We start from the raw sequence: 25,040 nt of genomic DNA, 5'->3' as shown, positions 1-25,040 counted from the left end.
TTTTTATAGTTAATAACATTCATTATCACTCAATTAAAGGTGTATCATTTTTTACTACTAATTCCAACTGTTTTGACCTCCTTTTTACCTTACTATTTATGTCTTTCAACTTCAAATTTTTCTATGGTGTAATCCTCATCTGGACTAATTCCAGCTTTTCTCAAGGCAATAGAAATTTGTTCTTCAACAGTATCTACTCCTTCTAAGTCAGGTAAAAGCAATCCTGAACGATAGCCGCTTCTTACTATTACTCCGTATTTTTTAGGGTCAAGTTCTTCTTTTGATTTAACAGGTTGAGGAGGAGTTAAAACATCAACAGAATACTCTATATCCTTTAACTCGTGTTCTTCGACAGGCTCAAAGCGGGGGTCTTCAAAACCTGCACTTATAGCATTTCTTATTATCTCCTCTGCTATGTTCTTTTGCTGTGGAAACACTGTACCTATGCATCCTCTTAATTCCCCATCTTTGTGAAGAGAAACAAAAACTCCTGCTCTCCTACTATACATCTCCTCCGGCAAACCTTGTGGTACTAGCATTGGCTTTCTATTTTTCACATAATATTCAAGGCTTTCTCTGGCAAGTTTGACATAGGGGTCTTCTTTTTGCCTTATCTCTTCAATCCTTTGTCTTTTTAATCTGTACAATTTTTCTATCAGACTTGTGCCTTTGTACTCCCCAACGTCAAATTGTACAACACCATATCCTACACCAAAAGGTCCTTCATGAGATAATACTTCCGCTTTAACTTCATATCCATCAAGGACTCCCAGCATAACACAAACCGATCTAAATCCACACTCTGCAGCTTCTTCAATTAGGCCTTTGTCCATTCCAATTATTTCTTCTACCTTCATCTCAGAAAGCAAGTCTAGAAGTTTTCTGTCAAAAACTTCTCCCTTTGGCGTATAGCCATTTGGACTATTGGGAGTCAATTTGTGAGATAAATCCCCACTAGCGATAAGAACAGCCTTTTTGTTTGAATTCCTTATAGCATCTCCAATTGCAATTCCAAATTCGTAAAGCTGTTCAAAGGACAAAAATCCATAAGAAATATGGACTAATTTAAAGTTAGAATAATGTTTTGTAACAAAATATAGAGGTACAATAGTTCCATGGTCAAGCTTTTTTGAAAGCACATATTTTTTGGTCAATTCATCATTTACTTCTGCAATAGGTATATCTTTTTTTCTCGATTCTTCTACAATTTTTTCAACAAGTTCCAAATCATTCTCAAAATTAAACCTTACATCTCTTGCACCAAACTGTCCAAGGTCCCCTTCTAAACTAGGAAAAACAGTCACTGCCACAGCATCTCTAAAAACGTATCCATGAGGAGTGACAACTACAATTGTATCAGGCTTTTTTTCTTTTATGTTGATTGAAACAGTATTAAGTGAATCTATCGTCTTTTGAATCTTTTTTTCTTCTCCTCTCCCTACTTCAGGTACGATTATAGGTGGATGAGGCATGAGATAACAAGACAACAAGGTTCCCATTTTTAACACCTCGAAAAATTTATTTTTCATATATTGATTATACCACAATAACAAAAGCTTCATCCCTTATAAATTAATATTAGGGTGAAGCTTTTTAAAAATTACATAATTTTAATGCCTGTGTTAATTATTTTATTCCTCATCTTTCTTTATATACTTCCTAATTATTCCCTCAAAAATCATATCTATTATATAAGCTGAGCCACTTGCTAATATTATAAAAACCAATATTGGTATAATATTGGCAAGAATAAAAGCAGCTAACAACGTCAAAATTATAAGCATTGTTTGGGGTAAATGTCCAAGTCCTAATATAAATGAAGTCTTCCATAAGTTAAAGAGACTTCCTTCATAATATTGGCTTGTCAAAAAAGTATAAATTAATGTAATTAAAAACATAAACCCTATTGACAATAATAAACCAGCAAGAAGGTATGCAAAAGCTGTGTTTTGATGTGTAAAAAATTTTACATCTACATAAAGTATTAAAATAACAGCAACAGTAACCACAAAATTTATAAGCATCCAATGAAAGTGTTTTTTAAAAGCTTTCCAAAATTCTCTCCATACTCCTTCTCCTTCGTCTTTTCTTAAAAGATGCATAGAATGAAGAAGAGCTTCTGTAGAGGGAAAAAGCGTCACTATAGGAAGCGAAAATACAATCCACAGAAAGTTTAATATCATTAAATCACTTATAAAATAAGCTATGTCATAAAGTTTTGAATCTCTCATTGCATTTTCACCTTTACATCTCTTTTAATAATTTCTTTTCTATTTTTCCTGCCGCATTCTTAGGTAGTTTAGGTACAAACTCAAAAATCTTTGGAATTTTATATGATGCTAGTTTATTCTTTAAAAAGTGTTGAAGCTCCTTTTTGTCGGCTTTTGCTCCCTCTTTTAATACCACAAAAGCTTTGACTTCTTCTCCCTTTAACTGGTCACCTACACCTATTACAGCCACTTCTAAAACATCAGGATGCTCTAACAAAGCATCTTCTACTTCTCTTGGATATACATTAAATCCACCTAATATTATCATATCTTTTAGTCTGTCTACAATATAAAAATATCCGTCTTCGTCTTTTTTTACAAGGTCACCTGTATGAAGCCAACCACCCCTTAAAGTCTTGGCAGTTTCTTCTGGCATGTTGTGATACCCCACCATTATATTAGGCCCTTTTAAAACAAGCTCTCCTATTTCTCCAACGGAAAGTTCGTTGTCATTTTCATCTACTATTTTCGCTTCAACACAAGGAAGTGGCAATCCTATAGACCCCGGTTTCCTTATAGCATCAGGTTCTAAAGGATTCAAAAGTGCAACAGGAGCCGCTTCAGTTAAACCATAACCTTCTACAAGCGGAAAATTAAATTTTTCCTCAAATCCCCTTTGTATCTCAGGAGCTAAAGGAGCTCCTCCAGATATTGCTAACCTTAATGCTTTAAACTGACCTTTTTCTGCCATTCTCATTAAAACTGCAAACATTGAAGGCACCCCGCAGAATACGGTTACATCTTCATTGGTTAGCGTTTCCAATGTATCTTTTGGCATAAAACTTTCTTTTATCGTAATAGTAGAACCTAAATAAAACCCAAGAAGTATGTTAACTGTCCATGAAAAACTGTGAAATAAAGGCAATAAAGCCAAAAAATTATCGTTTGGTCCCAAATCAGAAACTTCATCCAACGCTTTTACATCAGCAAGGAAATTATTGTGAGTAAGCATTGCGCCTTTTGGTTTTCCAGTCGTCCCTGACGTATATAAATAAGCACAAACTTCATCAGCTTCTACATCAACAGGTTTAGCTACTTTCATCTTTAATATAGTAGCAATCGTATTTTCATCTAAAATGACAACATTTTTAATGTTCAATCTTCCCAATTGAGACTTGTCAATTTTTTGAGCTATTACAGGATGTAAAACAATGGTACTTGTTCCCGATTCCATAATTATATAAGCAATTTCTTCAAGTGTAAGCATCATGTTCAATGGGACAACAATAGCCCCTGCCTTGGATGCCCCCATAAAAGAAAATATATACTCAGGGCAATTGGGAAAACTCAATGCTACTCTATCACCTTTTTTTACACCTATTGATTGAAAGAAAGAAGCGTATTTATCTATTAAAAAATCAACTTCTCTGTAAGTATAAATTTTGTCTTTAAATTTTATAGCAATGTGGTTATCCGATACTCCTGAGTTTTTGTAAATTTCATATATTTTCATAATTATCCTCCTTTAACCTAGTATAGCAGCACCGATGATTCCCGCATCATTTCCAAGCTCTGCTTTTCGTATGTCAGCATAAGGAAGGTCTTTAAACAAAATATTCTCCGCCACTTCTTTTTTGAGAGGCTTTATAAGAAAATCCCCCGCATTTGCGACACCGCCGCCTAATATTATCACTTCAGGATCAAGCATGTTTATGACATTTACAATTCCAATAGCTAAATATTTGACATAGTCATTAAAAATCTTGATAGCCTCTTCATCATACTGCTTTGCGGCATCAATTACATTTTTAGCCGTTATATTTTCTATATCCCCATTTGCAAATTTTAAAATAAGAGAGTTAGGGTCTTTTTTAGCGGCCTTTTTCCCTTCTCTTATTAAAGCAGTAGCTGAAGCGTATGTTTCCAAACAACCAACTTTACCACAATTACACCTTACGCCATTGTTACCTATTACTATGTGCCCAATCTCAGGTGCAAAATGGTGAGCACCGTTATATATTTTGCCATCTAGAACAAATCCAGACCCTACTCCTGTGCCTAAAGTAATTGTCACAGATGATTTTGAACCTCTGCCAGCACCAAATACCGCCTCTGCCAAAGCCGCTACATTTGCATCATTGTCCATATATATTGGCAAATCAATATATTTTCTTATTTCTTTTGCAAGAGGTACTTTTGTCCAAAAAAGATTAACTGCCCGTATCACTATACCCTTTTCACTGTCTGCTACTCCTGGAACTCCAATACCCATTGATTTAATCTCTTTTATATCAGTATTAGTTCTATTAATAAGCTCAAGAGCTATTTCTGCTATATCCTTGGCAACCGCTTCATAACCTCTTTCTGGTTTTGTGGGTCTACTGCCTGTTGCTACTATACGTCCTTCCTCATCTACCAATCCAACAGCAATATTAGTGCCTCCAAGGTCAACACCAATTCTCATTCTTCCTCTCCTCCAATTTTCCGTTTTTTCTCTTTAAGATATTCTTTTATTTTTCCAACATCAGTATTAAGCACTAAATCCTCAGTTATACCGGCATTCTTAATAACTTTGAGAGCTTCCTCAAACCTTCCTACATCAAAGCTTACATGTGCATCGCTTCCCACAGCAATTTTTACTCCCATTTCTTTCGCTTTTTTAGCAATGAGAAAACAATTTTCTTCACTGCCCTTTCTTGAACTTACAAAGGAGCTGTTGTTTATTTCAATAAATTTGCCATATTCTTTAGCAGCCATTAAAACTTTTTCAATATCTATTGGATAGATGGGATTCCCAGGATGTCCTATTATATCTACATAAGGGTTTTTTATAGCATTTATAATAGCTTTTGTGTTTCTTTCTATATCGTCACTTGGTTCAAAACACACGTCATGTAAACTGGCAATCACTATATCTAGTTTTTTAAGTATTCCTTCTGGTAAGTCCAAATTTCCTTCTTCATCCATTATATTAACTTCTACCCCTTTTAATATCTCCACCCCCTCTATTTTTTCAGGTAACACTTTTAAATTTCCAAAATACCAAAGGTGAGCAGCTCCTGGCATTTTAGGTCCGTGGTCTGTCATACATATAAGTTGAAGCCCTTTTTTATAAGCCTCCCTTGCGTTTTCTGTAATAGTGCTGTAAGCGTGACCGCTGGAAATTGTGTGAGTGTGAGTATCCAAAACTAACTTCAACTTTATCCTCTCCCTTTAATTCCCTATTTGTTTTAATAATTTTTTGTTAAGTTCGTGAGCAGCGTTGTATCCCATTTGTTTTTGCCTGTGGTTCATCGCTGCTACTTCTACTATTATCGCGAGATTTCTTCCTGGTCTTACAGGTATAGTAAGCTTTGGAACTTTGACATCTAAAAATTTGATATAATCGTCTTCTAATCCTAACCTGTCGTAGTACTTATCTTCGTCCCATTCTTCCAATTGAATAACTAAGTCTATGTTCATAGAATTTCTAACAGAACCCACACCATACAATGTCTTTATGTCAAGTATGCCAATACCTCTTATTTCAATAAAATGCCTTATTATCTCAGGTGAACTCCCTTGAAGCTTGTCCTCACTTATCTTGCTGATTTCCACCGCATCATCAGCAACCAGTCGGTGTCCCCTTTTGATTAGCTCTAATGCCGTTTCACTTTTACCTATGCCACTTTCTCCTAATAAAAGAACACCTATACCATACACATCTACAAGGTCTCCGTGAATAGTAATTTGTGGTGCTAACTTTTCATCAAGGTAATTAATTAATCTATTTATAAACTTGGTAGAAGCTTCTTTTGTCCTTAAAAGGTATCTATCGTGTTTTTGCGCAGCATCTATGATCTCTTGACGAATATTTAAATCTCTCGTTACAATAAGACAGGGAATGGGATAATTAAAAAACCTGTCTGCTCTTTCAGCTAATACATCATCTGGCAACTGTTCTATAAAAGTTGTTTCAACTTTTCCAATGATTTGCACTCTTTCGTAAGCAAAATGCTCATAAAAGCCGGAAAATTGTAAGCCCGGCCTATTTACATCACTTGTAGTTATATCTATTTTATTATTTTTGGCCTCAACAATAACTTCCAAATTTAAATCCTTTATCAAAGTTTCAACAGGAATCTTATCCACTTTTTCACCTCCAGCCAGCAACAAAACGCTGCATTTAATTCAATTATATTATTTAATGTAAAATAAGTAAATAGACAAAACCTTTTCTTCTTGGAAGATGTAAATTATAATATGTTTATAGCTATATAAACTTTTGAGGTGAAAAAATGTTAAGGTCAAAGCTTCTTAAACTTTTAAAAGAAAACAAAGGGGAATATATCTCTGGGCAAAAACTTTCTGATCAACTCAACGTCTCAAGAACTGCTATATGGAAACATATAAATGAATTAAAAAATGAAGGATACCAAATAGAAGCCCATCACAAGCTGGGGTATATGTTAGTTTCTGAGCCTGATTTGTTAATTTATGAAGAAGTATCCCCTTATCTTACTACAAATTTTATAGGAAAAAATTATATACATAAGTTAGTCATTGATTCTACAAACAACTTCGCAAAAGAAATGGCATCAAAGGTTCCTGATGGTACAGTAATTATTGCCGAAGAGCAGATAGCAGGAAGAGGCCGATTAGGAAGAAGTTGGATATCTCAAAAAGGCTGTGGCATCTGGATGTCTATCATTTTAAAACCAAATATACAGCCACAGGAGGCACTTAATCTCACACAAGTAGCGGCAATTTCTGTAGTCAAAGCTATTGAAGAAGTATTTCATGTAGAAAGCAAAATAAAGTGGCCAAATGATATAATACTAAACAATAAAAAAGTGTGTGGAATATTGACAGAGATGAGTTCAGAAATTGACAAAATAAACTATGTGATAATAGGAATTGGAGTCAATGTAAATTGTGACAATTTCCCTGAAGAATTAAAAGGGAAAGCCACTTCCTTGTACTTAGAAACCAACTCTAAAGTTGATAGGAAAAAACTTACCGCCAGCATTTTAAATAACCTGGAATTTTATTATAATGCATATTTACAAAAAGGCTTTGAATACATAAGGCCTATATGCATTGAAAAGTCCATAACAATAGGAAGGCAGATAAAAGTCATTGCCAATGAAGGTGAAATTGAAGGAAAAGCTGTCACTATTGACAATAATGGAAGTTTGGTAGTAGAGACAAAAGAAGGCAAAAGACTTAGTATTATGTCAGGAGATGTGTCTGTAAGGGGGTTACTGGATTATGTTTAAACAAAATCTTGACGCTCCAGTTTGTTGACAAAGTTAAAAAATGTTCAAAGGAGATATTTTGCATCGTCGCTCCGGTGTTCCAAAGCGACAAAACTAAAGCTCGACCTTCAGGTTCCGGCAGGGTACCGGGCACAATCGGCATCCATGCCTTAAGGTGCCCGCCTCCGCCATCCATGGCTTCGGCCCTGCCTCCACCCTCGGTCTTGCTAAGTTTTGTTATCGCTTTGTAACAAGTCGCTCCTTATGCAAAATATCTCCTTTACGAAAGTTTGTCTATAGTCTGAAGCGTCAAGACAAAATCTTGACGCTTTTTATTTCCTAAAATATTCATATACAGCTTGAGCAGCTTTTTCATTCATTCCTTCCACTTTTTTAAGGTCCTCCACACTTGCCCTTTTTATTTCTTCTATGGATTTGAAGGCATCATATAAAGCTTTTGCCCTCTTTTCTCCTATGCCGGGGATATTGAGAAGTTCGCTTTTAAATCTTTTGCTTTGCTTTTCTTTGTGGAAAGTTATGGCAAATCTATGAGCTTCTTCTTGTATTTGAGCAATCAGGCGAAAAGCTTTTGAAGTCATAGGTATGTCAATTTCACCTTGAGGTGATACAAGGCCTCGAGTCCTGTGTTTTGAATCTTTTACCATACCATAAACAGGAATAGAAATCCCCAAGCCACTTAACACCTGCAGTACAGCATTTACATGCCCTATGCCACCATCTACAAATATTAAATCTGGCATTTCAGCAAATTTGGCCTTATCCTCTTCAAGTTCACCTTTTTCAATAAGCTCTTTTTCTTCAATGGCATGTAAAAAACGCCTTTCTATTACCTCTCTCATACTCTCATAATCGTCTTGTCCCTCTACATATTTTATGTTAAACTTTCTGTACTGACTTTTCTTGGGCTTTCCATCTACAAACACCACCATAGACCCTACATTGTCTTGACCTCTTGTGTTTGAAATATCATAGGCTTCAATCCTCTTGGCGTAGTCAAGTCCCACTAAATTAGAAAGTTCTAATACAACCTGGGCTTTTGAAATTTCCTCTCTTATTGATATGTCATTCTTAAGGGCTTCTAAGGCATTTTGATAAACCATATCCACAAGCTCTTTTTTCTTACCTCTAACAGGAATGGTTATAAAAACTTTATTGCCTCTCTTTTGTGATAACCATTCACTGAGAAGCTCACTTTCGTCTAATTCCACATCAGTTATTATTTCTTTGGGAATGTAAGGAGCACCTTCATAAAATTGCTTTATAAAAGAAGAGATTATTTCTCCTCTTTCCATCCCTTCTGTATTTTTCATATAATAATGCTCTCTTCCGCTTAATTTTCCGTCTCGTACAAAGAACACCTGTATGCAGGAAATATCCGCACTTCGGGCCATTGAAATTATATCCTGCTCATCTTCTCCTACTGATACCACCTTTTGTTTTTCTGATGTCCTTTCAATAGCAAAAATCTGGTCTCTAATCCTCGCCGCTTCCTCGAACCTCAATTCTTCCGCCGCTTTTTTCATATCTTCTTTAAGTTTTTGTATGAGCCAATCCCTCTTTCCATCAAGAAAGAGAACTGCCTGATCAACTAATTTTATATAATCTTCTTTATTTATTTTGTTAGTACAAGGGGCAGAACACAATCCTATGTGGTAATAGAGACATTCTCTAACCTTACCCATGTCCTTTTCAATATTTTTGTTACATGTTCTTATTGGAAACATTTTTCTGACAAGTTTTATAGTCTCCCTCACTGCAAAGGCACTGCTATAAGGTCCGAAGTATTTCGCCCCATCGGGTTCAATCCTTCTCGTAAACATTATGCGGGGATACTCTTCATTTACTGTAACTTTAATATAGGGGTAATTTTTGTCATCTTTTAATAATACATTATACTTAGGCTTATACTTTTTAATTAAGTTGCATTCCAACATTAAAGCTTCAAGTTCAGTATCAGTAACAATGTACTCAAAGTCTTCTACATGAGAAAGCATTACTTTTACTTTTGGCAATTGTTTTTCTTTGTTTTGAAAATACTGCCTCACTCTGTTTTTGAGAACTACCGCTTTACCTACATAAATTATTTTGCCACTTTTATCTTTCATTATATAAACGCCAGGTTTTTCAGGCAAAAGCTTTAATTTTTCTTCTATGGTCATTATCCATCACCTTCAGGTCATTTAGTTAAATAAGCTCTTATTATATCTCTCGCTATAGGTGCTGCTACTTTCCCACCTTCACCGCCATTTTCAACTATTACACTTACAACTATCTGTGGGTTTTCTGCAGGGGCAAAACCTACAAACCACGCATGAGGATCACCGTGAGGATTTTCTGCAGTCCCAGTTTTGCCTGCAACTGTAATACCAGGAATTTGTGCAGCTTTACCTGTCCCCTCTTTATCGTTAACTGCGCCTATCATCAATTGTTTAATAGCATCTGCCACCTTTTTTGATATAGGATTTAAATACTGTGAAGGAGTGCTTTTTTCAATGACAGCCCCTGAAATAGGATCTGCTACATATTTCATCAAATAGGGTTTCATTATAACCCCATCATTTGCAACGGCAGAAGCAACTAAGGCCATTGTAAGAGGTGTCACAAGCATTTTCCCTTGCCCTATAGAAGTCTCAGCTAAATCAGACTTCCCATCAATAGGAGGAAATTGATTTTTTGTTGTATCTATCTCTAAAGGAACTCGTTTATCTAGTCCAAAAGCATAAGCTATTGTTTGCAAATTTTCACTTCCTAAATCCAAACCAGCCTGTATAAAAAAGGAGTTGCAAGACCTATAAAAAGCTTGTTTAAAATCTTCTATTCCGTGAGCAATACCTCCAAAATTATTTATTCTATTACCATCTACAATTATATATCCTTTACAATAAAAAGTCTTGTCATATAACTCAGGGTTATATGTCAAAACTGCTGCGGTAGTTACAATTTTAAAGACAGACCCTGGAGGATACAAACCTTGCGTAGCTCTATTTAAAACTACGTGCTCAGAACTTGTCATTATTTCTTCCCAATTCTCTCCTAAAGTATTGGGGTCATAAGAAGGTGTAGAAACCATCGCTAAAATTTCACCAGTCTTTGGATTTAAAGCCACAACCGCTCCTTTTTTACCCTCCATATCCTTATAAGCAATATCTTGTAATGTTTTATCTATTGTTAAATAAACATTATTCCCCATTTGTCCTTTTCCAAAAATTAATTTCCTCAAAAGAATCATCGGGTCATTTCCTACCATTCCAAGTAGTTCCCTATCATAGGCTTTTTCTATCCCTGTGTTTCCTTGCTGGTATATTCTACGGCTGTATCCTATCACATGGGCAAAAGCAGGTCCATCTAGATATTCCCTTTTTTGTAAACCATCTACCTGCACGCTTTTTGCAAGCACAATCCCATTTCTGTCCAAAATACTACCTCGCAATATCTTTTTTTCCTGTTCTATAAGTCTTCGATTGTAAACACTATAAGAACTAGTAATTAATTTATCTCTTTCATATATTTGGAAATAAGTTAAATAGGCAATTAGGCCGAAAAAAAGTACAGAAAAAAACCAAAACAGAATTTTAATATTGCGATTTAAGTTGGACATCCTGTTGCTCCTCCTTAAGAGCTATGCCATTGAGCATGCCCAATGTCACAAAGCTCGTCACCATAGAACTACCGCCATAACTTACAAAGGGAAGGGTTACCCCTGTCAGAGGTATGAATTTTATGACACCACCAATTATAGTAAAAACTTGTAAGCTAAACATTGAAATGAGGCCTGTAGCTACTAATACACCAAACTCGTCTTTAGCATTTAGTGCCACTTTAATCCCTCTATACATTATAACAAAATACACAAGAATTATAGCTACCGCTCCTAAAAACCCAAATTCTTCACTAATGGCAGAAAAAATGAAGTCAGTTGCCACAGCCGGTATATATTCGGGATGCCCCATGCCAAGCCCTGTACCAAAAAAACCTCCCGCCGCAATGGCAAAAAGGGACTGTACAATTTGATATGTTTTTCCTGGTACATCCATCCAAGGATTCAACCATGCCTCAATTCTTACTCTTACGTGCCAAAACAAAAAGTAGGATATTATACCTCCTAGAACAAATAGCCCAATCCCTACTGCTGTGTACAATAGATTAGAAGTAGAGACAAAAATTAATAATACTGTAGTAGCATAAAACAAAAACGCCATCCCTAAGTCTTTTTCCAATACAAATATTCCTACGATTACAAGAGTTATTAATCCTAACATAATTATGTCTTTCGTTTCTCTCCTAGTACACAAATATTTTGCCAAGAAAATTATATATATTATCTTAGCAAGCTCAGCTGGCTGAACATATATGCCATCAAAAGTAAGCCAGTTTTTAGCACCACCTATCTCTCTTCCAAAAATCAATGGTAAAGCCAATAGCGCTATTGTAATTGCAATGTAAATAGCTTCCCCATATTTGAGTTTATAAAGCAAATAATAGTGTTTGAAGATATATGAGGAAATGAAATAAAGTAAAAATCCTATTGCAATCCAGACAATCTGTTTTACGAGCAAATTCGGCGCAACTCTGTATATCATTATAAGTCCCATTTCGGTCAAAAAAGAAGTTAAAATGACAAATTGGATTTCCCCCAAGGGAAACAATCTTACATGTAAGTAATAAACAATATAAATTAATATTGGAAATGCTAATGTAAAATATATAGTGTCAAATCCCTTCGGTTTATTGTGTATAAAAAGCAGCAAAAAGGCTATTACAAATATCCAAAAAACATTTTTCATAGCTTTAGAACCGGTTTTTATATATTCTTCCATAAGATTTCACCTACAAAATAAATTTGAGGTCGACATCACCTAAAGTAATTACATCATTATTCCTTATTTTAGCAATTCCTTTTATTCTTTTGCCATTTATAAAAGTGCCATTTGTGCTATTTAAATCTTGGATATAAAATCTTTTGCCTCTCTTTCGTATGATAGCATGTCTGGCAGACACATAAGGGCTTTCAATAACTATATCGCATTCCTCCGACCTTCCTATGGTAGTAACTTCAAAAAGATTAAAAGTCCTTTCTCCATTTAAAAAAGAAAGTTTAGCCGCTGTTATTTGCCTCTCATATCTTACCCCTTTTATGTCCATATACACTATTTTAAAAACCCTGTATAAAAACAGGTAGATGAGAAAAATAAGGACATATTTTAATATCTGAGAAGCTATGGCATAATACATAAATTCACCTCATTTTTGAGAAAGGACTTTTTTCAAAAAATGGCCTGTATAAGAATTCTCATTAGCAGCAACTTCTTCAGGTGTCCCTGTAGCTATTACCCTTCCACCCTTGTCTCCACCTTCTGGTCCTAAGTCAATGATATAGTCTGCACTTTTTATGATATCTAAGTTGTGTTCAATTACAATAACAGTATTGCCCGCATCAGTTAATCTATTTAAAACTTCAAGAAGCCTATGCACATCTGCAAAATGTAATCCAGTTGTAGGCTCATCCAAAATATATAGTGTTTTACCTGTAGGCCTTTTAGAAAGTTCAGTAGCTAATTTTACTCTTTGTGCTTCTCCTCCTGAAAGCTGAGTAGAAGGTTGCCCTAGCTTAATATATCCTAAACCCACATCATATAAAGTCATCAATTTATTTTTTATCCTGGGTATATTTTCAAAAAATTCTAACGCCTCTTCTACCGTCATATTAAGTACATCCGAAATATTTTTCCCTTTATATTTTACTTCCAATGTTTCCCTATTATACCTTTGCCCTTTGCAGACTTCACAAGGGACATACACATCCGGCAAAAAGTTCATCTCAATTTTAATTATACCATCTCCACCACAGGCTTCACACCTTCCACCTTTAACATTAAAACTAAATCTTCCTGGTTTATAGCCTCTCATTTTAGCTTCTGGAGTATTTGCAAAAACCTCTCTTATATAGTCGAAAACTCCTGTATAGGTAGCAGGATTTGAGCGAGGAGTCCTGCCTATAGGAGACTGGTCAATATTTATTACTTTATCTATATTATCGATACCCTCTATTGCATCGTGCATACCTGGTTTATCTTTGGACTTATAAATCTTCTGTGCCAATGCTTTGTACAGTATCTCATTTATAAGGGTGCTTTTGCCTGAGCCAGAAACCCCTGTAACACATATAAATACTCCGAGGGGGAAAACCACATCTATATTCTTTAAATTGTTTTCCTTAGCTCCTTTCACTATTAAAGCTTTTCCATTAGGTTTTCTCCTCTGTTTTGGCACTTCTATCTTTATTTTACCACTTAAATACTGGCCTGTAATTGATTTTTCACATTTTAACACATCTTCTATCGTACCCGCAATTACAATTTCTCCTCCATGCTCACCTGCGCCTGGTCCTACATCCACAATGTAGTCTGCCGCATATATTGTATCCTCATCGTGCTCTACTACTATAAGAGTATTGCCTTGGTCTCTTAATTTTTTCAAGGAATTTATAAGCCTTTCATTATCTCTTTGATGAAGTCCAATGCTCGGCTCGTCCAGGATGTATGTGACTCCTACAAGCCCAGAGCCTATCTGGCTTGCCAATCTTATCCTTTGTGCTTCTCCACCTGATAAAGTAGCTGCAGGTCTTGAAAGAGTCAAATAATCCAGTCCTACATCCACAAGAAAATTAAGCCTTGCCTTTATTTCTTTTAAAATTGGCTTTGCAATAATCTCTTGTTTTTCTGTTAATTTGAGTTCCTCAATAAATTTTATAAGCTCGCCAACAGAAAGGTCTGTCATTTCTTTTATGGAAAGTCCACCAACAGTCACAGCTAGCGCTTCTGGCTTTAATCTAGCCCCATGGCATGCAGGACAAGTAACCGGTCTCATATATTTCTCTATCTCTTCTTTTATAAAATCTGAAGAAGTATTGTTGTACCTTCTTTCAAGATTGTTTACTATACCTTCAAATCCATAGGACTTACCTTTTGTATCTTTGCCATAAAGCAGTACATTCTTTAAATCTTCACTAAACTTTTCATAAGGAGTATTCTCTGTATATCCAAAATGTTCAATTAATCTTAAAATGTTGTAATAAGCATAACTATCCTGTGAAGCAACAATCCCCGGCAACAACCCATTTGCTAATGATTTTTTAGGGTCTTGTATTAAAAGCTCTGGATCTACCTTCATAAATTCTCCCAATCCAGTGCAAACAGGGCAAACCCCATAAGGGCTATTGAAGGAAAACATTCTCGGGGAAAGTTCTTCAATACTTATGTTGCACTCTGTACAAGCGTATTTTTCAGAGAGTGTAAAGCTTTCTCCGTCTATTACATCAATAGAAACTATCCCATCTGCTAATTTTAAAGCTGTTTCTATAGAGTCTGTCAACCTCATGTCTATTCCCGGTTTTATAATAACCCTGTCTACCACAACTTCAATAGTATGCTTTTTATTTTTGTCAAGTTTAATCTCCTCATTTACATCGTACATGACTCCATCAATTTTCACTCTGACATATCCGCTCTTTTTTATGTCATTTAAAAGCTTAGCATATTCCCCTTTTCTTCCTCTAATAACAGGAGCCAGTACCTGTATCCTTGTACCTTCTGGCAATTCTTTGACTCTGTCTACCATCTGATCTATAGTTTGCATGCTAATCTCTTTTCCACAAACAGGACAATGGGGAATCCCAGCCCTTGCATATAAAAGTCTTAGATAGTCGTAAATCTCAGTTATCGTTCCTACCGTAGAACGAGGGTTTTTATTTGTGGTCTTTTGGTCTATAGATATTGCCGGTGAAAGACCTTCTATATAATCAACGTCTGGTTTGTCCATTTGTCCTAAAAATTGCCTTGCATAAGCTGACAACGACTCCACATATCTTCTCTGACCTTCAGCATAAATGGTATCAAAGGCAAGAGAAGACTTACCAGAACCTGATAAACCCGTTATCACAGTTAATTTATCTCGTGGAATCTCCAAATCTACATTTTTTAAATTATGAACTCTTGCCCCTTTAATTACAATTTTGTCTTTCGCCATGATTTCACCTCAAACTACTTCCTCCAACTGTTTCTTCAATTCAAAAATCACATCTCTCAATTTTGCAGCCTTTTCAAACTGCAGCTCAATTGCAGCTTCTTTCATTTCTTTTTCAAGTTGCTCTATAGTTGACTTAATAATTTCAGGGTCATAAGTCTTAACTTTCTTTCTTCTGTACTTCTGTTCTTCTTCAGCTACGTGAGTAGCTTCAATTACATCTCTTACTCCCTTAATTACTGTCTTTGGAGTTATACCATGCTTTTTGTTATATTCCATTTGTATCTTTCTTCTTCTATTCGTCTCATCAATTGCTCTCTTCATAGAATTTGTTACAGTATCTGCATACATTATTACTCGTCCTTCCGCATTTCTTGCGGCACGTCCTATAGTCTGTATTAAGGAAGTCTCTGAACGCAAAAATCCCTCTTTATCTGCGTCTAATATTGCCACCAAAGCAACCTCAGGTATATCCAACCCTTCTCTTAAAAGATTTATGCCTATTAAAACATCGAATTTACCCAGCCTTAAATCTCTTATTATTTCCACCCTTTCAATCGTCTCAATATCAGAATGTAAATATTTTACTTTTATTCCCATATCTTTTAGATAATCCGTTAAATCCTCTGCCATTTTTTTCGTAAGAGTTGTAACAAGTACTCTAAAGCCTTTGTCTACCGTCTTTCTAATTTCTCCTATTAAGTCATCTACTTGCCCTTTTACAGGTTTTACAATCACTTCTGGATCTATAAGACCTGTCGGTCGTATTAACTGCTCAACAACTTGCTCCGAATGTTCAAGCTCGTAAGGTCCTGGTGTTGCAGAAACAAAGATAACTTGATTTATCCTCTTTTCAAACTCTTCAAAAGTAAGAGGACGATTGTCAAAGGCAGAAGGAAGTCTAAATCCGTATTCTACTAATGCTTCTTTTCTCGACCTATCTCCATTGTACATCCCTCTAATCTGAGGAATTGTCACATGAGACTCATCTATAAAGATAAGGAAATCTTTAGGGAAATAATCTAAAAGAGTATAAGGAGGGCTTCCTGGAGGTCTTCCTGAAATATGCCTTGAATAATTTTCTATTCCTTGGCAGTAGCCCATCTCTTGAAGCATCTCTAAGTCGTAATTTGTCCTCTGTCTTAGTCTTTCAGCCTCTACTATTTTGCCAGCATCTTTAAGCTCTTTGTACCTTTGCTCCAGTTCTTCTCGAATGCTTTTTATCGCTCTTTCCAATTTGTCTTTTGAAGTAGCATAGTGAGAAGCCGGAAATATAGCCACGTGTTTTCTTAATCCCAGTACTTCACCTGTTAACACATCAATTTCCGCTATTCTGTCAATTTCATCTCCAAAAAGCTCAACCCTTATCGCCTTATTGGAAAAAGAAGCAGGGAAAATTTCTATAACATCTCCTCTTACCCTGAATTTGCCTCTTGTAAAATTCACATCATTTCTTTCATATTGTATATCTACAAGCTTTTTAATTATTTCGTCCCTATCTTTTATCATTCCCGGCCTTAGAGAAAGCATAAGATTTTCGTAATCTACAGGGTCACCTAAGCCATATATACAAGAAACACTGGCGACAATTATAACGTCTCTTCGCTCAAAAAGAGCTGCCGTAGCAGAGTGCCTCAATTTATCTATTTCTTCATTTATAGAAGCATCTTTTTCAATATAAGTATCAGTTTGGGGTATATAAGCCTCCGGTTGGTAGTAGTCATAATAACTCACAAAATATTCTACCGCATTGTCTGGAAAAAACTCTTTAAATTCGCTGTACAATTGTGCAGCCAAGGTCTTGTTATGAGCGATGACAAGAGTAGGACGATTTAACTTCTGGATTATATTAGCCATAGTAAAGGTTTTTCCAGAACCCGTCACACCCAATAAGGTTTGAAATCTATATCCTTTTTTTACCCCTTCAACTAATTTATCTATAGCTTGAGGTTGGTCTCCTGTTGGTTTAAAATTAGATACCAACTTAAATCCACTCATTTTTTCTACCCTCTTTGCAATTATCATCTTATTATTATAGCATACCCTACTTGTCAACACAAACATAACCAAACAGCCGTCCGTGTCAAGATCTTGTAGGTAAAGATGTAGCTACACTTTATAAATGGCTGACATTTTGCACATACCAAACAGCCGGCCTTTACAGGTCGGCTGAATTTTTTATAATTCCGTCTTTAAGTTTTGGCACAATATCAAACTTATCAACCGTCAAGCAAAACTCTATGTCTTCATCATACCCTAAGTCTTTTAATCTTTTAAAGTGAAAGCCATGTTTCATTATTTCATACAAGTTATCTTCATAAGGTTTGTACAAAAAATAACTGGCTTTTGATAAATCATCACTTTCAAATTCCATTAAATCTTGCAGTTTTTTATATATCACTCCAGCAGTTATTATGTCGTCAAGAGAAAATTTCCCTTCTGTCCCGGCACATACAATTATTGTATCCTTATTGCTGGTATATATATACTTAGCAACCGCAGAAGCATTTAAAAGACATCCTAAAATTACATTATCTGCTAAAGAGACTTTTTTTAAAGCTTTTGTCCCATTAGTAGTAGTAAAAATTATTGTTTTATTTTCCACCTTTTCACGAGTATACTCCAAAGGAGAATTAGATAAGTCAAAGCCTTCAATCTTTGTAGAGTTCCTTTCCCCACCCAAAAGATAAGTCGTTTTATCTAAACTTTTTACAAGTTCGATCGCTTCTTCCACTTCTGAAACTGGAATAATCTCTTTAGCTCCATTGTATAAAGCAGTAGTAATAACACTTGTAGCTCGTAGGGTATCTATTACAACGACGTTTTTATTTTTTAACTCTCTTTCATTAAAAGAATTATATGTTTCAAAAGTTTGTAAAAACACTCACCCTGCCTCCTTATCTGTTTTTCTTAAAAATATTTTTAAAGATTTCTTTTAATTTTTTTATAAATATTCCTTCCCCATTAATTTCATAAATCATAGAAGTTGCCTTTGGCACTATTAAAACTCCTAATCCCAAAATTCCCTGTGGATCCTTATATTCATAGTTAGTATAATTGCCATTTAAATCTTTTACAGTGATCCACATCACAGAAGGCCGTTCATTGAGTATTCGTATTATATCATCTGGCTCATTAATAGGAATATCATTAATTTTTAATATTACATCCCCCGGTTTAATTCCCATTTCTCTAGCGGGAGAACCTTTTGCTGTCGCTAAAATCATCACTCCTGTATCTGGCGCTACAAAAAGAGGTGGATTTTCCCTTTCTTCTCTTTGTCCTATCAAAATCAAAAGCTCATGAGCTACTGGAGCAAAAATAGCTGCCAAATATTGAAATAATTTAATATAGATTCCTAATACTGCTAATATAATTAAAACTATGCTAAAGCAAAATAAACGCAGCGAAGAAATGCGCGTTTTCTTCTCTGGAAGTTGAGTTAAAGCTAAATCTCCATATCCCAAAGCTGCAATTGCTGGCATCATCAAAAAAATTACATTATTTAAATCAATGCCAGAGGGTTTGATGATGGGCCACCAATCTGGCATATTTACACCCTGTCCCGTTATTGTTATCCCAGTAGCAATAGTTAATGCAGCAAAAGGAATAGGCCAAAACTTTTGCATAGTAAAGCCTCCTGCCACTCGCCCATCCTTAAGCCTTACAAAGATAGGAGTGGCATTCCTTGGACCATCTATATATATTAAAAGGCTTTCCATCAAATGAAGAATACCTACAATAGACATAAGGGCAGGCACACTTATATTAGGAAATCCAAAAAACAAGCTGAATAGAGAAACTATTCCTCCTGCATAAGAAAAACAAATATATCTAGGATTGACAAGCATCAATACTATGACCAAAGGCCATACATACTGAAGCCCTATATTTTCTATTGTTATTCCTAAAAATATCATGAGAAAGCTCCCAATTATTGCAGCAATTACACCATAAAAGACAGAGTCAAGAACCAATTCTTTCATTGGTTCTTGCTCCTGTCCCATAATTTCCCTTTCTATGGCTATTTTGTTTCTATACTGCATTACTATCAGAATTATCACTATCCAGAAAAAGGGATTAAAAACTGATAAAGCTATCGTCTCTATTGCCCACCAAAAAACTTTAATAAAAGCTGTCATTTTAACACCCTACTTTATCTCACTTTTTACAATTTCAAAAGCTTTTATAAGCTGAGTATCTCCTTTTAAGTCAGGAGTATCTTGAAGAGTGTAACTTTCAGGAAGCTCCACTACATAGTTGGGCTCAATTCCTTTGCCTTGAATATTTGTGCCATTTGGCGTGTAATACCTTGCAATAGTATATTTTAATCCTGTACCATCACCAAAGTCAACAATAGTTTGTACAAGTCCTTTTCCAAAAGTATTTGATCCAACTAAAACTCCTACTTTCCTATCTTTTATTGCACCTGCTAAAATTTCTGAGGCACTAGCACTGCCTTTATTTACAAGCACAGCAAGTGGCAATCCCAGACCAGGTCCTTTAGAATAATATTCTTTATTGTCAACTCTCCCTTTGGTCGTCACAACAACCCCTTTTGGCAAAATTAAATTAGAAATATCTATAGTTTCCTCTAAAAGTCCACCAGGATTATCTCTTAAATCTAGTATAAGTCCTTTCATACCCTGAGACTTTAATTTATCAAGAGCTGCCTTAAAGTCATCAGCTGTGCTTTGGTCAAACATTGTAATCTTAATATACCCAATCTTATCAGGAAGCATTTCATCATATACTGTTTCTAATTTTATTATCTCTCTTGTAATTGTCTTAGTAAAAGTTTTTCCTTCTCTCATTATAGTAAGGGTTACCTCTGTTCCTTGAGGTCCTCTCATCATAGCTACTGCTTCATCTAAATTTTTGCCACTTACTTTTTTATTGTTCACTTCTACTATTATATCTCCGGATTTTATTCCTGCTCTTTCCCCCGGTGTATTCTTTATTGGAGAAACCACCACAATATGGTCTTCTTTATCAACTGCTACAACTATCCCTATTCCCCCATAAGTACCTGTAGTTTGAGTCATAAAATCAGAAAATTCTTTTTTATTCATGTATACAGTATAAGGGTCCTCTAAAGAATTAGCCATTCCTTTCAGAGCGCCTTCTAAAAGAATTGAAGAATTTACTCTATCCACATATCTATTTTCAAGGGTTTTCTCAATTTCAAAAAGTTTACTATATTTTTTTATCAACTGGTACTCCTCGCGAGAAACAATTACTTTACCATTGGGAAGAGCCACTGACACCACATTTGCGAGTGCAAAAGTTATGACATTTGTAACTATCAAAAGCATTGCTAACAAAATATAAAATCTTTTTTTTGCCATAATTTCCCCACCTTTTTTAGTCTCTTAAAATTATATATATGTTCTTATTTATTATACAACATTCATGAAATAAAAAAAACAGACTGGTTATTTTAACCAGTCCATCGGATTAACTGGAACACCATTTTTACGCACTTCAAAGTGCAAATGCGGACCTGTGCTTAAACCTGTACTTCCTGCCTTTGCAATAACTTGGCCTCTTTTAACTGTATCTCCTTCTTTTACTAATAAGGCAGAATTATGAGCATACAAGGTAGATATTCCATCCCCATGGTCTATAATTACCGTATAACCATATCCCCCATAGTATCCTGAAAAAATTACTTGTCCATCTGCCGCAGCTACTATTGAAGCCCCCGTATTGGCGGCAATATCAATACCTGTATGCATTCTATAAACCCCAAGTACAGGATGCAATCTCATTCCAAAAGGTGAGGTAATCACATTACTAGAAGGAACAGGCCATAAGAGTTTTCCACCGCCATATTTGATGCTTGACTTCGCTTGCAATTGTTGAATAACTGTCTCTAACTGTTTCGACTGCTGCAAAAGCTCATCTTCCTGTTGTTCATATAATTTTTGCTGTCTCTCTAAATCTCTCATCAAACCTTCCCGCGAGGCCATAGCTACTTGTAATTCCCTTTGTCGAGAAACTATTTGGTTTTTATAATTTTGCGCTTCTCTTTGCATTTGTGCTAATTCTTTTTCTTTTTGTTCAATAAGTTCTCTCTGTTGCTTATAGGATTCAAATAAACTAGAATCAAAATCTACTATGCGTTTTACAATATCCAATCGCGTTATAAAATCTCCAAAATTTTGGGCACCAAGAAGTACGTCTAAATATCCCCATTCGCCACTTATGTATATAGCCCTTATACGCTCTTTCATTGTTTGGAGCTGGGTATTTTCCTTTTGTTTGGCCGCTTCTAATTCTTTTCGCGTCTTGTTAAGTTTTGCAGTAATATCAGACAATTGTTTTTGTGCATTTGCTAATTCTTGCTGTGTAGCATTAAGTTTTTTATCCAAATCTGCTATTTGAGCGGCAATATCATTTTTTTGATTAATTATTTCTTCCTTTTTCTTCTTAGTCTCAGTAATGGATTTTTGGATTTGATTTAATTTGTTTTTAGCATCTTGAAGCTGGTCTGCTTTTGGATAGGACGTAAAGAGCACTGTAAAGAGAAATATAACGACAAAGATTAGCCATTTCCACCTATATCTTCGCAATGCTATTTCCCCCTTGTAAATTTTTAAACATTCAAGAACCTTTTAATTGAAAGTCCACTTCCTAAGGCTCCAATAATTGCACCAATTATAGAAAAATATACTATAATGTCCCCTGCTATTTTTTCTAATGGCAATAGTTTAAACACCATTAATTTATTATTAATAATATCAAGCATATATCCATAAATTAAAGCTAATATTACAACTGATAGCAAGGCACCTACCAATCCTAATACTATACCTTCAATCAAAAATGGCCATCGTATAAACCAATCAGTCGCTCCAATATACTTCATTATGTTGATTTCTCTTCTCCTTGCAAAAACCCCCAATTTTATTGTGTTGGAAATTATGACAATTGAAATTATAAAGAGAATAAGTATAATAGAAAGCCCCACTATCCTTATTATCTTTATAATTCCAAGAAGCTTATCTACAACATCTTGCCCATAACTTACTTTGTCAACTCCATTTATCTGCTTTATCTTGTTTGAAATATTTTTCATCAAATTAGCATCTTTCACTTTTACTATATAAGATTGGGGAAGGGGATTGTCCTTTTCTAAACCTTCTGCTAAATAGCTTTTATCTCCTAATTGTTGTTTGAATTTTTGTAAAGCCTCTTCTTTAGATTCAAAAACTACTGAAGTAACACCATGTATTGATTTTATCTCATTACCTATCTGGCTAACTTCTTGTTCAGAAATATTATCTTTTAAAAAGACTTTAAGTTCTAATTGAGATTCCACCTGATTAGTCAAGCTATTAACATTTAAAATAATAACAAGAAACAAACCTAAAATAAGCATTGCTGCCATTACAGAAGTTATAGAAGCTATTGTCATAAGCCTATTTCTTGCTAAATTATTAAAACCTTCTTTTAAAAAATATTTTAAATTTCTAAAGAGCATATCCATAAGCACCCCTTACTTCGTCTCGTACTATGTTTCCTTTCTCCAGCGCTATTACTCTTTTTTTCATGGCATCTACTATATCTTTTGCATGGGTGGCCATAACAACTGTAGTGCCTCTTTTGTTTATTTCAGAAATGAGTTTTACAATTTCCCAGGAAGTATCAGGATCAAGATTACCAGTAGGCTCGTCTGCTATAAGAATAGAAGGTTCATTTACAATAGCTCTTGCTAAAGAAACCCTTTGTTGTTCTCCACCAGACAGCTGCCTAGGATACTTGTCCGCTTTATCACTTAACCCTACTAATGCCAATACCATTGGGACTTTTCTTCTTATCTCCTTTGGATGTGCTCCAACTATTTCCATAGCAAAGGCAACATTCTCAAACACTGTTTTATTAGGAAGCAATCTAAAATCTTGAAAAACTACCCCCATACTCCTTCTCAAATAAGGTATCTCACGCTTTTTAAGTTTTGTTATATCTTTTTTATTAATCATAATACTGCCAGAAGTAGGTTCTTCCTCTTTTAGCAATAATTTAATTAAAGTTGATTTACCTGCGCCACTAGGCCCAACAATAAATACAAATTCCCCACTTTCAATTTCAAAACTAATATTTGAAAGAGCAATTATATCTTTATTGTATCTTTTGGATACATTTATAAATTTAATCAAATTTTCTCACCTCGGAATATTATATAATTTGGTCAAAATCATGATCGTCTTTAATAGGACAGCATCATCAAAATTTTTAGCATCCAGACCTGTCATTTTAAAAATTTTATCAAGTCTATAAACTAATGTATTCCTATGAATGTATAACTCTCTGGCAGTCTCACTCAAATTTAAACTATTCCTGAAAAAAGCATTTAAGGTTTGTATCAATTCCTCATCTTTGAAAATACCAAAATCAATATTTCTTTTTTTAATAAAATTATTTACCTTCTCTATATCAATTCCCCATAAAATTTCTGGAAAGCTGTAATCTTCGTAAATATATATTCCTTTTTCATCTTCCAATTTTTGTCCAATAAGTAAGGCTGTCTCTGCTTCCCTATAGGCGATATGTATATTCTCAATTGGCACAAAGGAAGAAGAACTAGCTATTTTTACTTTCATATAGCCTTCAGATTCTATCATATCTTTCATAGTTTTATAAAGTTCTATTAAAGAGTTATTTCCTTTGTAAGAAAATATCGTTACAAATCTTTTATCATCAAATTTTACAGTATATAAATTGCCTTTATCAAAAATATTTGTAATTATCTTTATCGCATCATCAATTTCATTATTCGATTCGACAATTGCTACTGTGTATTTCACATTCTTATTTATTTTATATTTTTCAGCATAATACGACACTAAATTTACGCTTAATTTACCTGTTAAAGCCTCTATCAAAAACTCTTCTCTATTATATTTCTGCAGCAATTGTTCAAAAATTAGAGAAATTAGATAAAGCACTTTTTTTGATTGTTCATCTTTTCTTTCTAAAGCGATAGTAAAAAAGAGAACATTATTGTAAAATATGTTATAGCATATAAATTCTCCTACTTCATATATATCTTTTTCATCAATATATTCTACCTTTATCTCTAAAAATCCTGCTTTTTTTTCAAAAAAATCTTTGTTACCGTAAATTAAATTTCCTGACTTATCTATTATATATAACGGCATTTGAAGATTTTTTTGAATATCGTAAGCCACCTTTTTTATAAGGTCATAGCCGATCATTTTCATACCACCTTACTTTATAGTATACAATAATTATACACTATTTCCTAGAAGAAATAATAGGCAAATGTAAATTTATGTGGTATTTTGACACAAAAAATAAAAGGCGGAATAACCGCCTCAGTTTGCTGGCAAACTAATTATCGTTGTTAGCATTTTGCATCGTTCGCTCCGGTGATATCGCAGACTAAACTATCGCTCGCCCTCGGGCTCAAGCGGGGTTCCGGGCACATTCGTCATCCTTGACTTAGTGCCCGCCTCCGCCTTCCTTGGCTTCGGCCCCGCTTTCGCCTCTCAGCCTCGCTAAGTTTAGTTACTGCTCTATCAAG

The 25,040-nt window shown here is 34.8% G+C and carries 20 protein-coding genes; 1 reads left to right on the top strand and 19 read right to left on the bottom strand.

Annotation, left to right across the window (positions count from 1 at the left end; translation table 11 throughout):
• Nucleotides 1-92 precede the first annotated feature (92 nt).
• The 6 genes from amrA to hprK form a co-directional block, all read right to left on the bottom strand.
• Nucleotides 93-1,499, bottom strand: a complete 1,407-nt coding sequence (gene amrA / locus THEBR_RS02980) for an AmmeMemoRadiSam system protein A (protein ID WP_012269073.1) — start codon at nucleotides 1,497-1,499, stop codon at nucleotides 93-95.
• Between the two features lie 132 nt (nucleotides 1,500-1,631).
• The gene (locus THEBR_RS02975) at nucleotides 1,632-2,231 is read right to left on the bottom strand and encodes a YesL family protein (protein ID WP_012269072.1); all 600 of its coding nucleotides are present in this window, start codon (nucleotides 2,229-2,231) and stop codon (nucleotides 1,632-1,634) included.
• Between the two features lie 13 nt (nucleotides 2,232-2,244).
• A complete protein-coding gene (locus THEBR_RS02970) occupies nucleotides 2,245-3,723 on the bottom strand; it encodes a long-chain-fatty-acid--CoA ligase (RefSeq protein WP_012269071.1) in 1,479 nt (492 codons plus the stop codon).
• 12 nt (nucleotides 3,724-3,735) lie between these two features.
• Nucleotides 3,736-4,674: an ROK family protein gene (locus tag THEBR_RS02965; RefSeq protein ID WP_012269070.1), complete on the bottom strand. Its 939-nt coding sequence runs from the start codon at nucleotides 4,672-4,674 to the stop codon at nucleotides 3,736-3,738.
• Nucleotides 4,671-5,408, bottom strand: a complete 738-nt coding sequence (locus THEBR_RS02960) for a phosphatase (protein ID WP_003866606.1) — start codon at nucleotides 5,406-5,408, stop codon at nucleotides 4,671-4,673. Before THEBR_RS02960 ends, THEBR_RS02965 begins: the two co-directional genes overlap by 4 nt.
• A gap of 15 nt (nucleotides 5,409-5,423) precedes the next feature.
• Entirely contained in the window at nucleotides 5,424-6,341 is a 918-nt protein-coding gene (gene hprK, locus THEBR_RS02955; RefSeq protein WP_009052761.1) for an HPr(Ser) kinase/phosphatase, read from the bottom strand.
• A 146-nt stretch (nucleotides 6,342-6,487) separates the two neighbouring features.
• Between hprK and THEBR_RS02950 the strand changes: the two genes are divergently transcribed.
• Entirely contained in the window at nucleotides 6,488-7,468 is a 981-nt protein-coding gene (locus THEBR_RS02950; protein ID WP_012269069.1) for a biotin--[acetyl-CoA-carboxylase] ligase, read from the top strand.
• 311 nt (nucleotides 7,469-7,779) lie between these two features.
• On the opposite strand, the gene uvrC is transcribed toward THEBR_RS02950, so the two are convergent.
• The 13 genes from uvrC to THEBR_RS02885 form a co-directional block, all read right to left on the bottom strand.
• On the bottom strand, nucleotides 7,780-9,627 hold the full coding sequence (uvrC, locus tag THEBR_RS02945; protein WP_012269068.1) for an excinuclease ABC subunit UvrC: 1,848 nt from the start codon (nucleotides 9,625-9,627) through the stop codon (nucleotides 7,780-7,782).
• A gap of 17 nt (nucleotides 9,628-9,644) precedes the next feature.
• Nucleotides 9,645-11,066 (bottom strand): peptidoglycan D,D-transpeptidase FtsI family protein, encoded by a 1,422-nt coding sequence (locus THEBR_RS02940; protein ID WP_009052764.1) that lies wholly within the window; start codon nucleotides 11,064-11,066, stop codon nucleotides 9,645-9,647.
• Nucleotides 11,041-12,285, bottom strand: a complete 1,245-nt coding sequence (locus tag THEBR_RS02935) for an FtsW/RodA/SpoVE family cell cycle protein (RefSeq protein WP_003866601.1) — start codon at nucleotides 12,283-12,285, stop codon at nucleotides 11,041-11,043. Before THEBR_RS02935 ends, THEBR_RS02940 begins: the two co-directional genes overlap by 26 nt.
• Nucleotides 12,286-12,295: 10 nt before the next feature.
• Nucleotides 12,296-12,700: an FHA domain-containing protein gene (locus THEBR_RS02930; protein WP_012269067.1), complete on the bottom strand. Its 405-nt coding sequence runs from the start codon at nucleotides 12,698-12,700 to the stop codon at nucleotides 12,296-12,298.
• Nucleotides 12,701-12,709: 9 nt separating this feature from the next.
• Entirely contained in the window at nucleotides 12,710-15,493 is a 2,784-nt protein-coding gene (gene uvrA, locus THEBR_RS02925) for an excinuclease ABC subunit UvrA (RefSeq protein ID WP_009052765.1), read from the bottom strand.
• Nucleotides 15,494-15,502: 9 nt separating this feature from the next.
• The gene (gene uvrB, locus THEBR_RS02920; RefSeq protein ID WP_009052766.1) at nucleotides 15,503-17,488 is read right to left on the bottom strand and encodes an excinuclease ABC subunit UvrB; all 1,986 of its coding nucleotides are present in this window, start codon (nucleotides 17,486-17,488) and stop codon (nucleotides 15,503-15,505) included.
• Between the two features lie 160 nt (nucleotides 17,489-17,648).
• On the bottom strand, nucleotides 17,649-18,374 hold the full coding sequence (locus tag THEBR_RS02915; RefSeq protein ID WP_003866596.1) for a 2-phosphosulfolactate phosphatase family protein: 726 nt from the start codon (nucleotides 18,372-18,374) through the stop codon (nucleotides 17,649-17,651).
• 13 nt (nucleotides 18,375-18,387) lie between these two features.
• Nucleotides 18,388-19,632, bottom strand: a complete 1,245-nt coding sequence (locus THEBR_RS02910; RefSeq protein WP_009052767.1) for a PDZ domain-containing protein — start codon at nucleotides 19,630-19,632, stop codon at nucleotides 18,388-18,390.
• A 9-nt stretch (nucleotides 19,633-19,641) separates the two neighbouring features.
• A complete protein-coding gene (locus THEBR_RS02905) occupies nucleotides 19,642-20,838 on the bottom strand; it encodes a S41 family peptidase (RefSeq protein WP_003866594.1) in 1,197 nt (398 codons plus the stop codon).
• An 87-nt stretch (nucleotides 20,839-20,925) separates the two neighbouring features.
• A complete protein-coding gene (locus tag THEBR_RS02900; RefSeq protein ID WP_003866593.1) occupies nucleotides 20,926-22,065 on the bottom strand; it encodes a murein hydrolase activator EnvC family protein in 1,140 nt (379 codons plus the stop codon).
• 23 nt (nucleotides 22,066-22,088) lie between these two features.
• Nucleotides 22,089-22,982, bottom strand: a complete 894-nt coding sequence (gene ftsX / locus THEBR_RS02895; protein WP_009052768.1) for a permease-like cell division protein FtsX — start codon at nucleotides 22,980-22,982, stop codon at nucleotides 22,089-22,091.
• The gene (gene ftsE / locus THEBR_RS02890; protein ID WP_003866591.1) at nucleotides 22,966-23,652 is read right to left on the bottom strand and encodes a cell division ATP-binding protein FtsE; all 687 of its coding nucleotides are present in this window, start codon (nucleotides 23,650-23,652) and stop codon (nucleotides 22,966-22,968) included. The genes ftsX and ftsE overlap by 17 nt, the downstream gene beginning before the upstream one ends.
• A 6-nt stretch (nucleotides 23,653-23,658) precedes the next feature.
• Nucleotides 23,659-24,711, bottom strand: coding sequence for a PucR family transcriptional regulator (locus THEBR_RS02885; protein ID WP_009052769.1), 1,053 nt, complete (start codon nucleotides 24,709-24,711; stop codon nucleotides 23,659-23,661).
• Nucleotides 24,712-25,040: the final 329 nt, after the last annotated feature.

The sequence above is a fragment of the Thermoanaerobacter brockii subsp. finnii Ako-1 genome (assembly GCF_000175295.2).
GTDB lineage: Bacteria > Bacillota > Thermoanaerobacteria > Thermoanaerobacterales > Thermoanaerobacteraceae > Thermoanaerobacter > Thermoanaerobacter pseudethanolicus.
The sequence above is the reverse complement of the archived record's forward strand: the minus strand, read 5'-3'. Positions and strand labels throughout refer to the sequence as shown.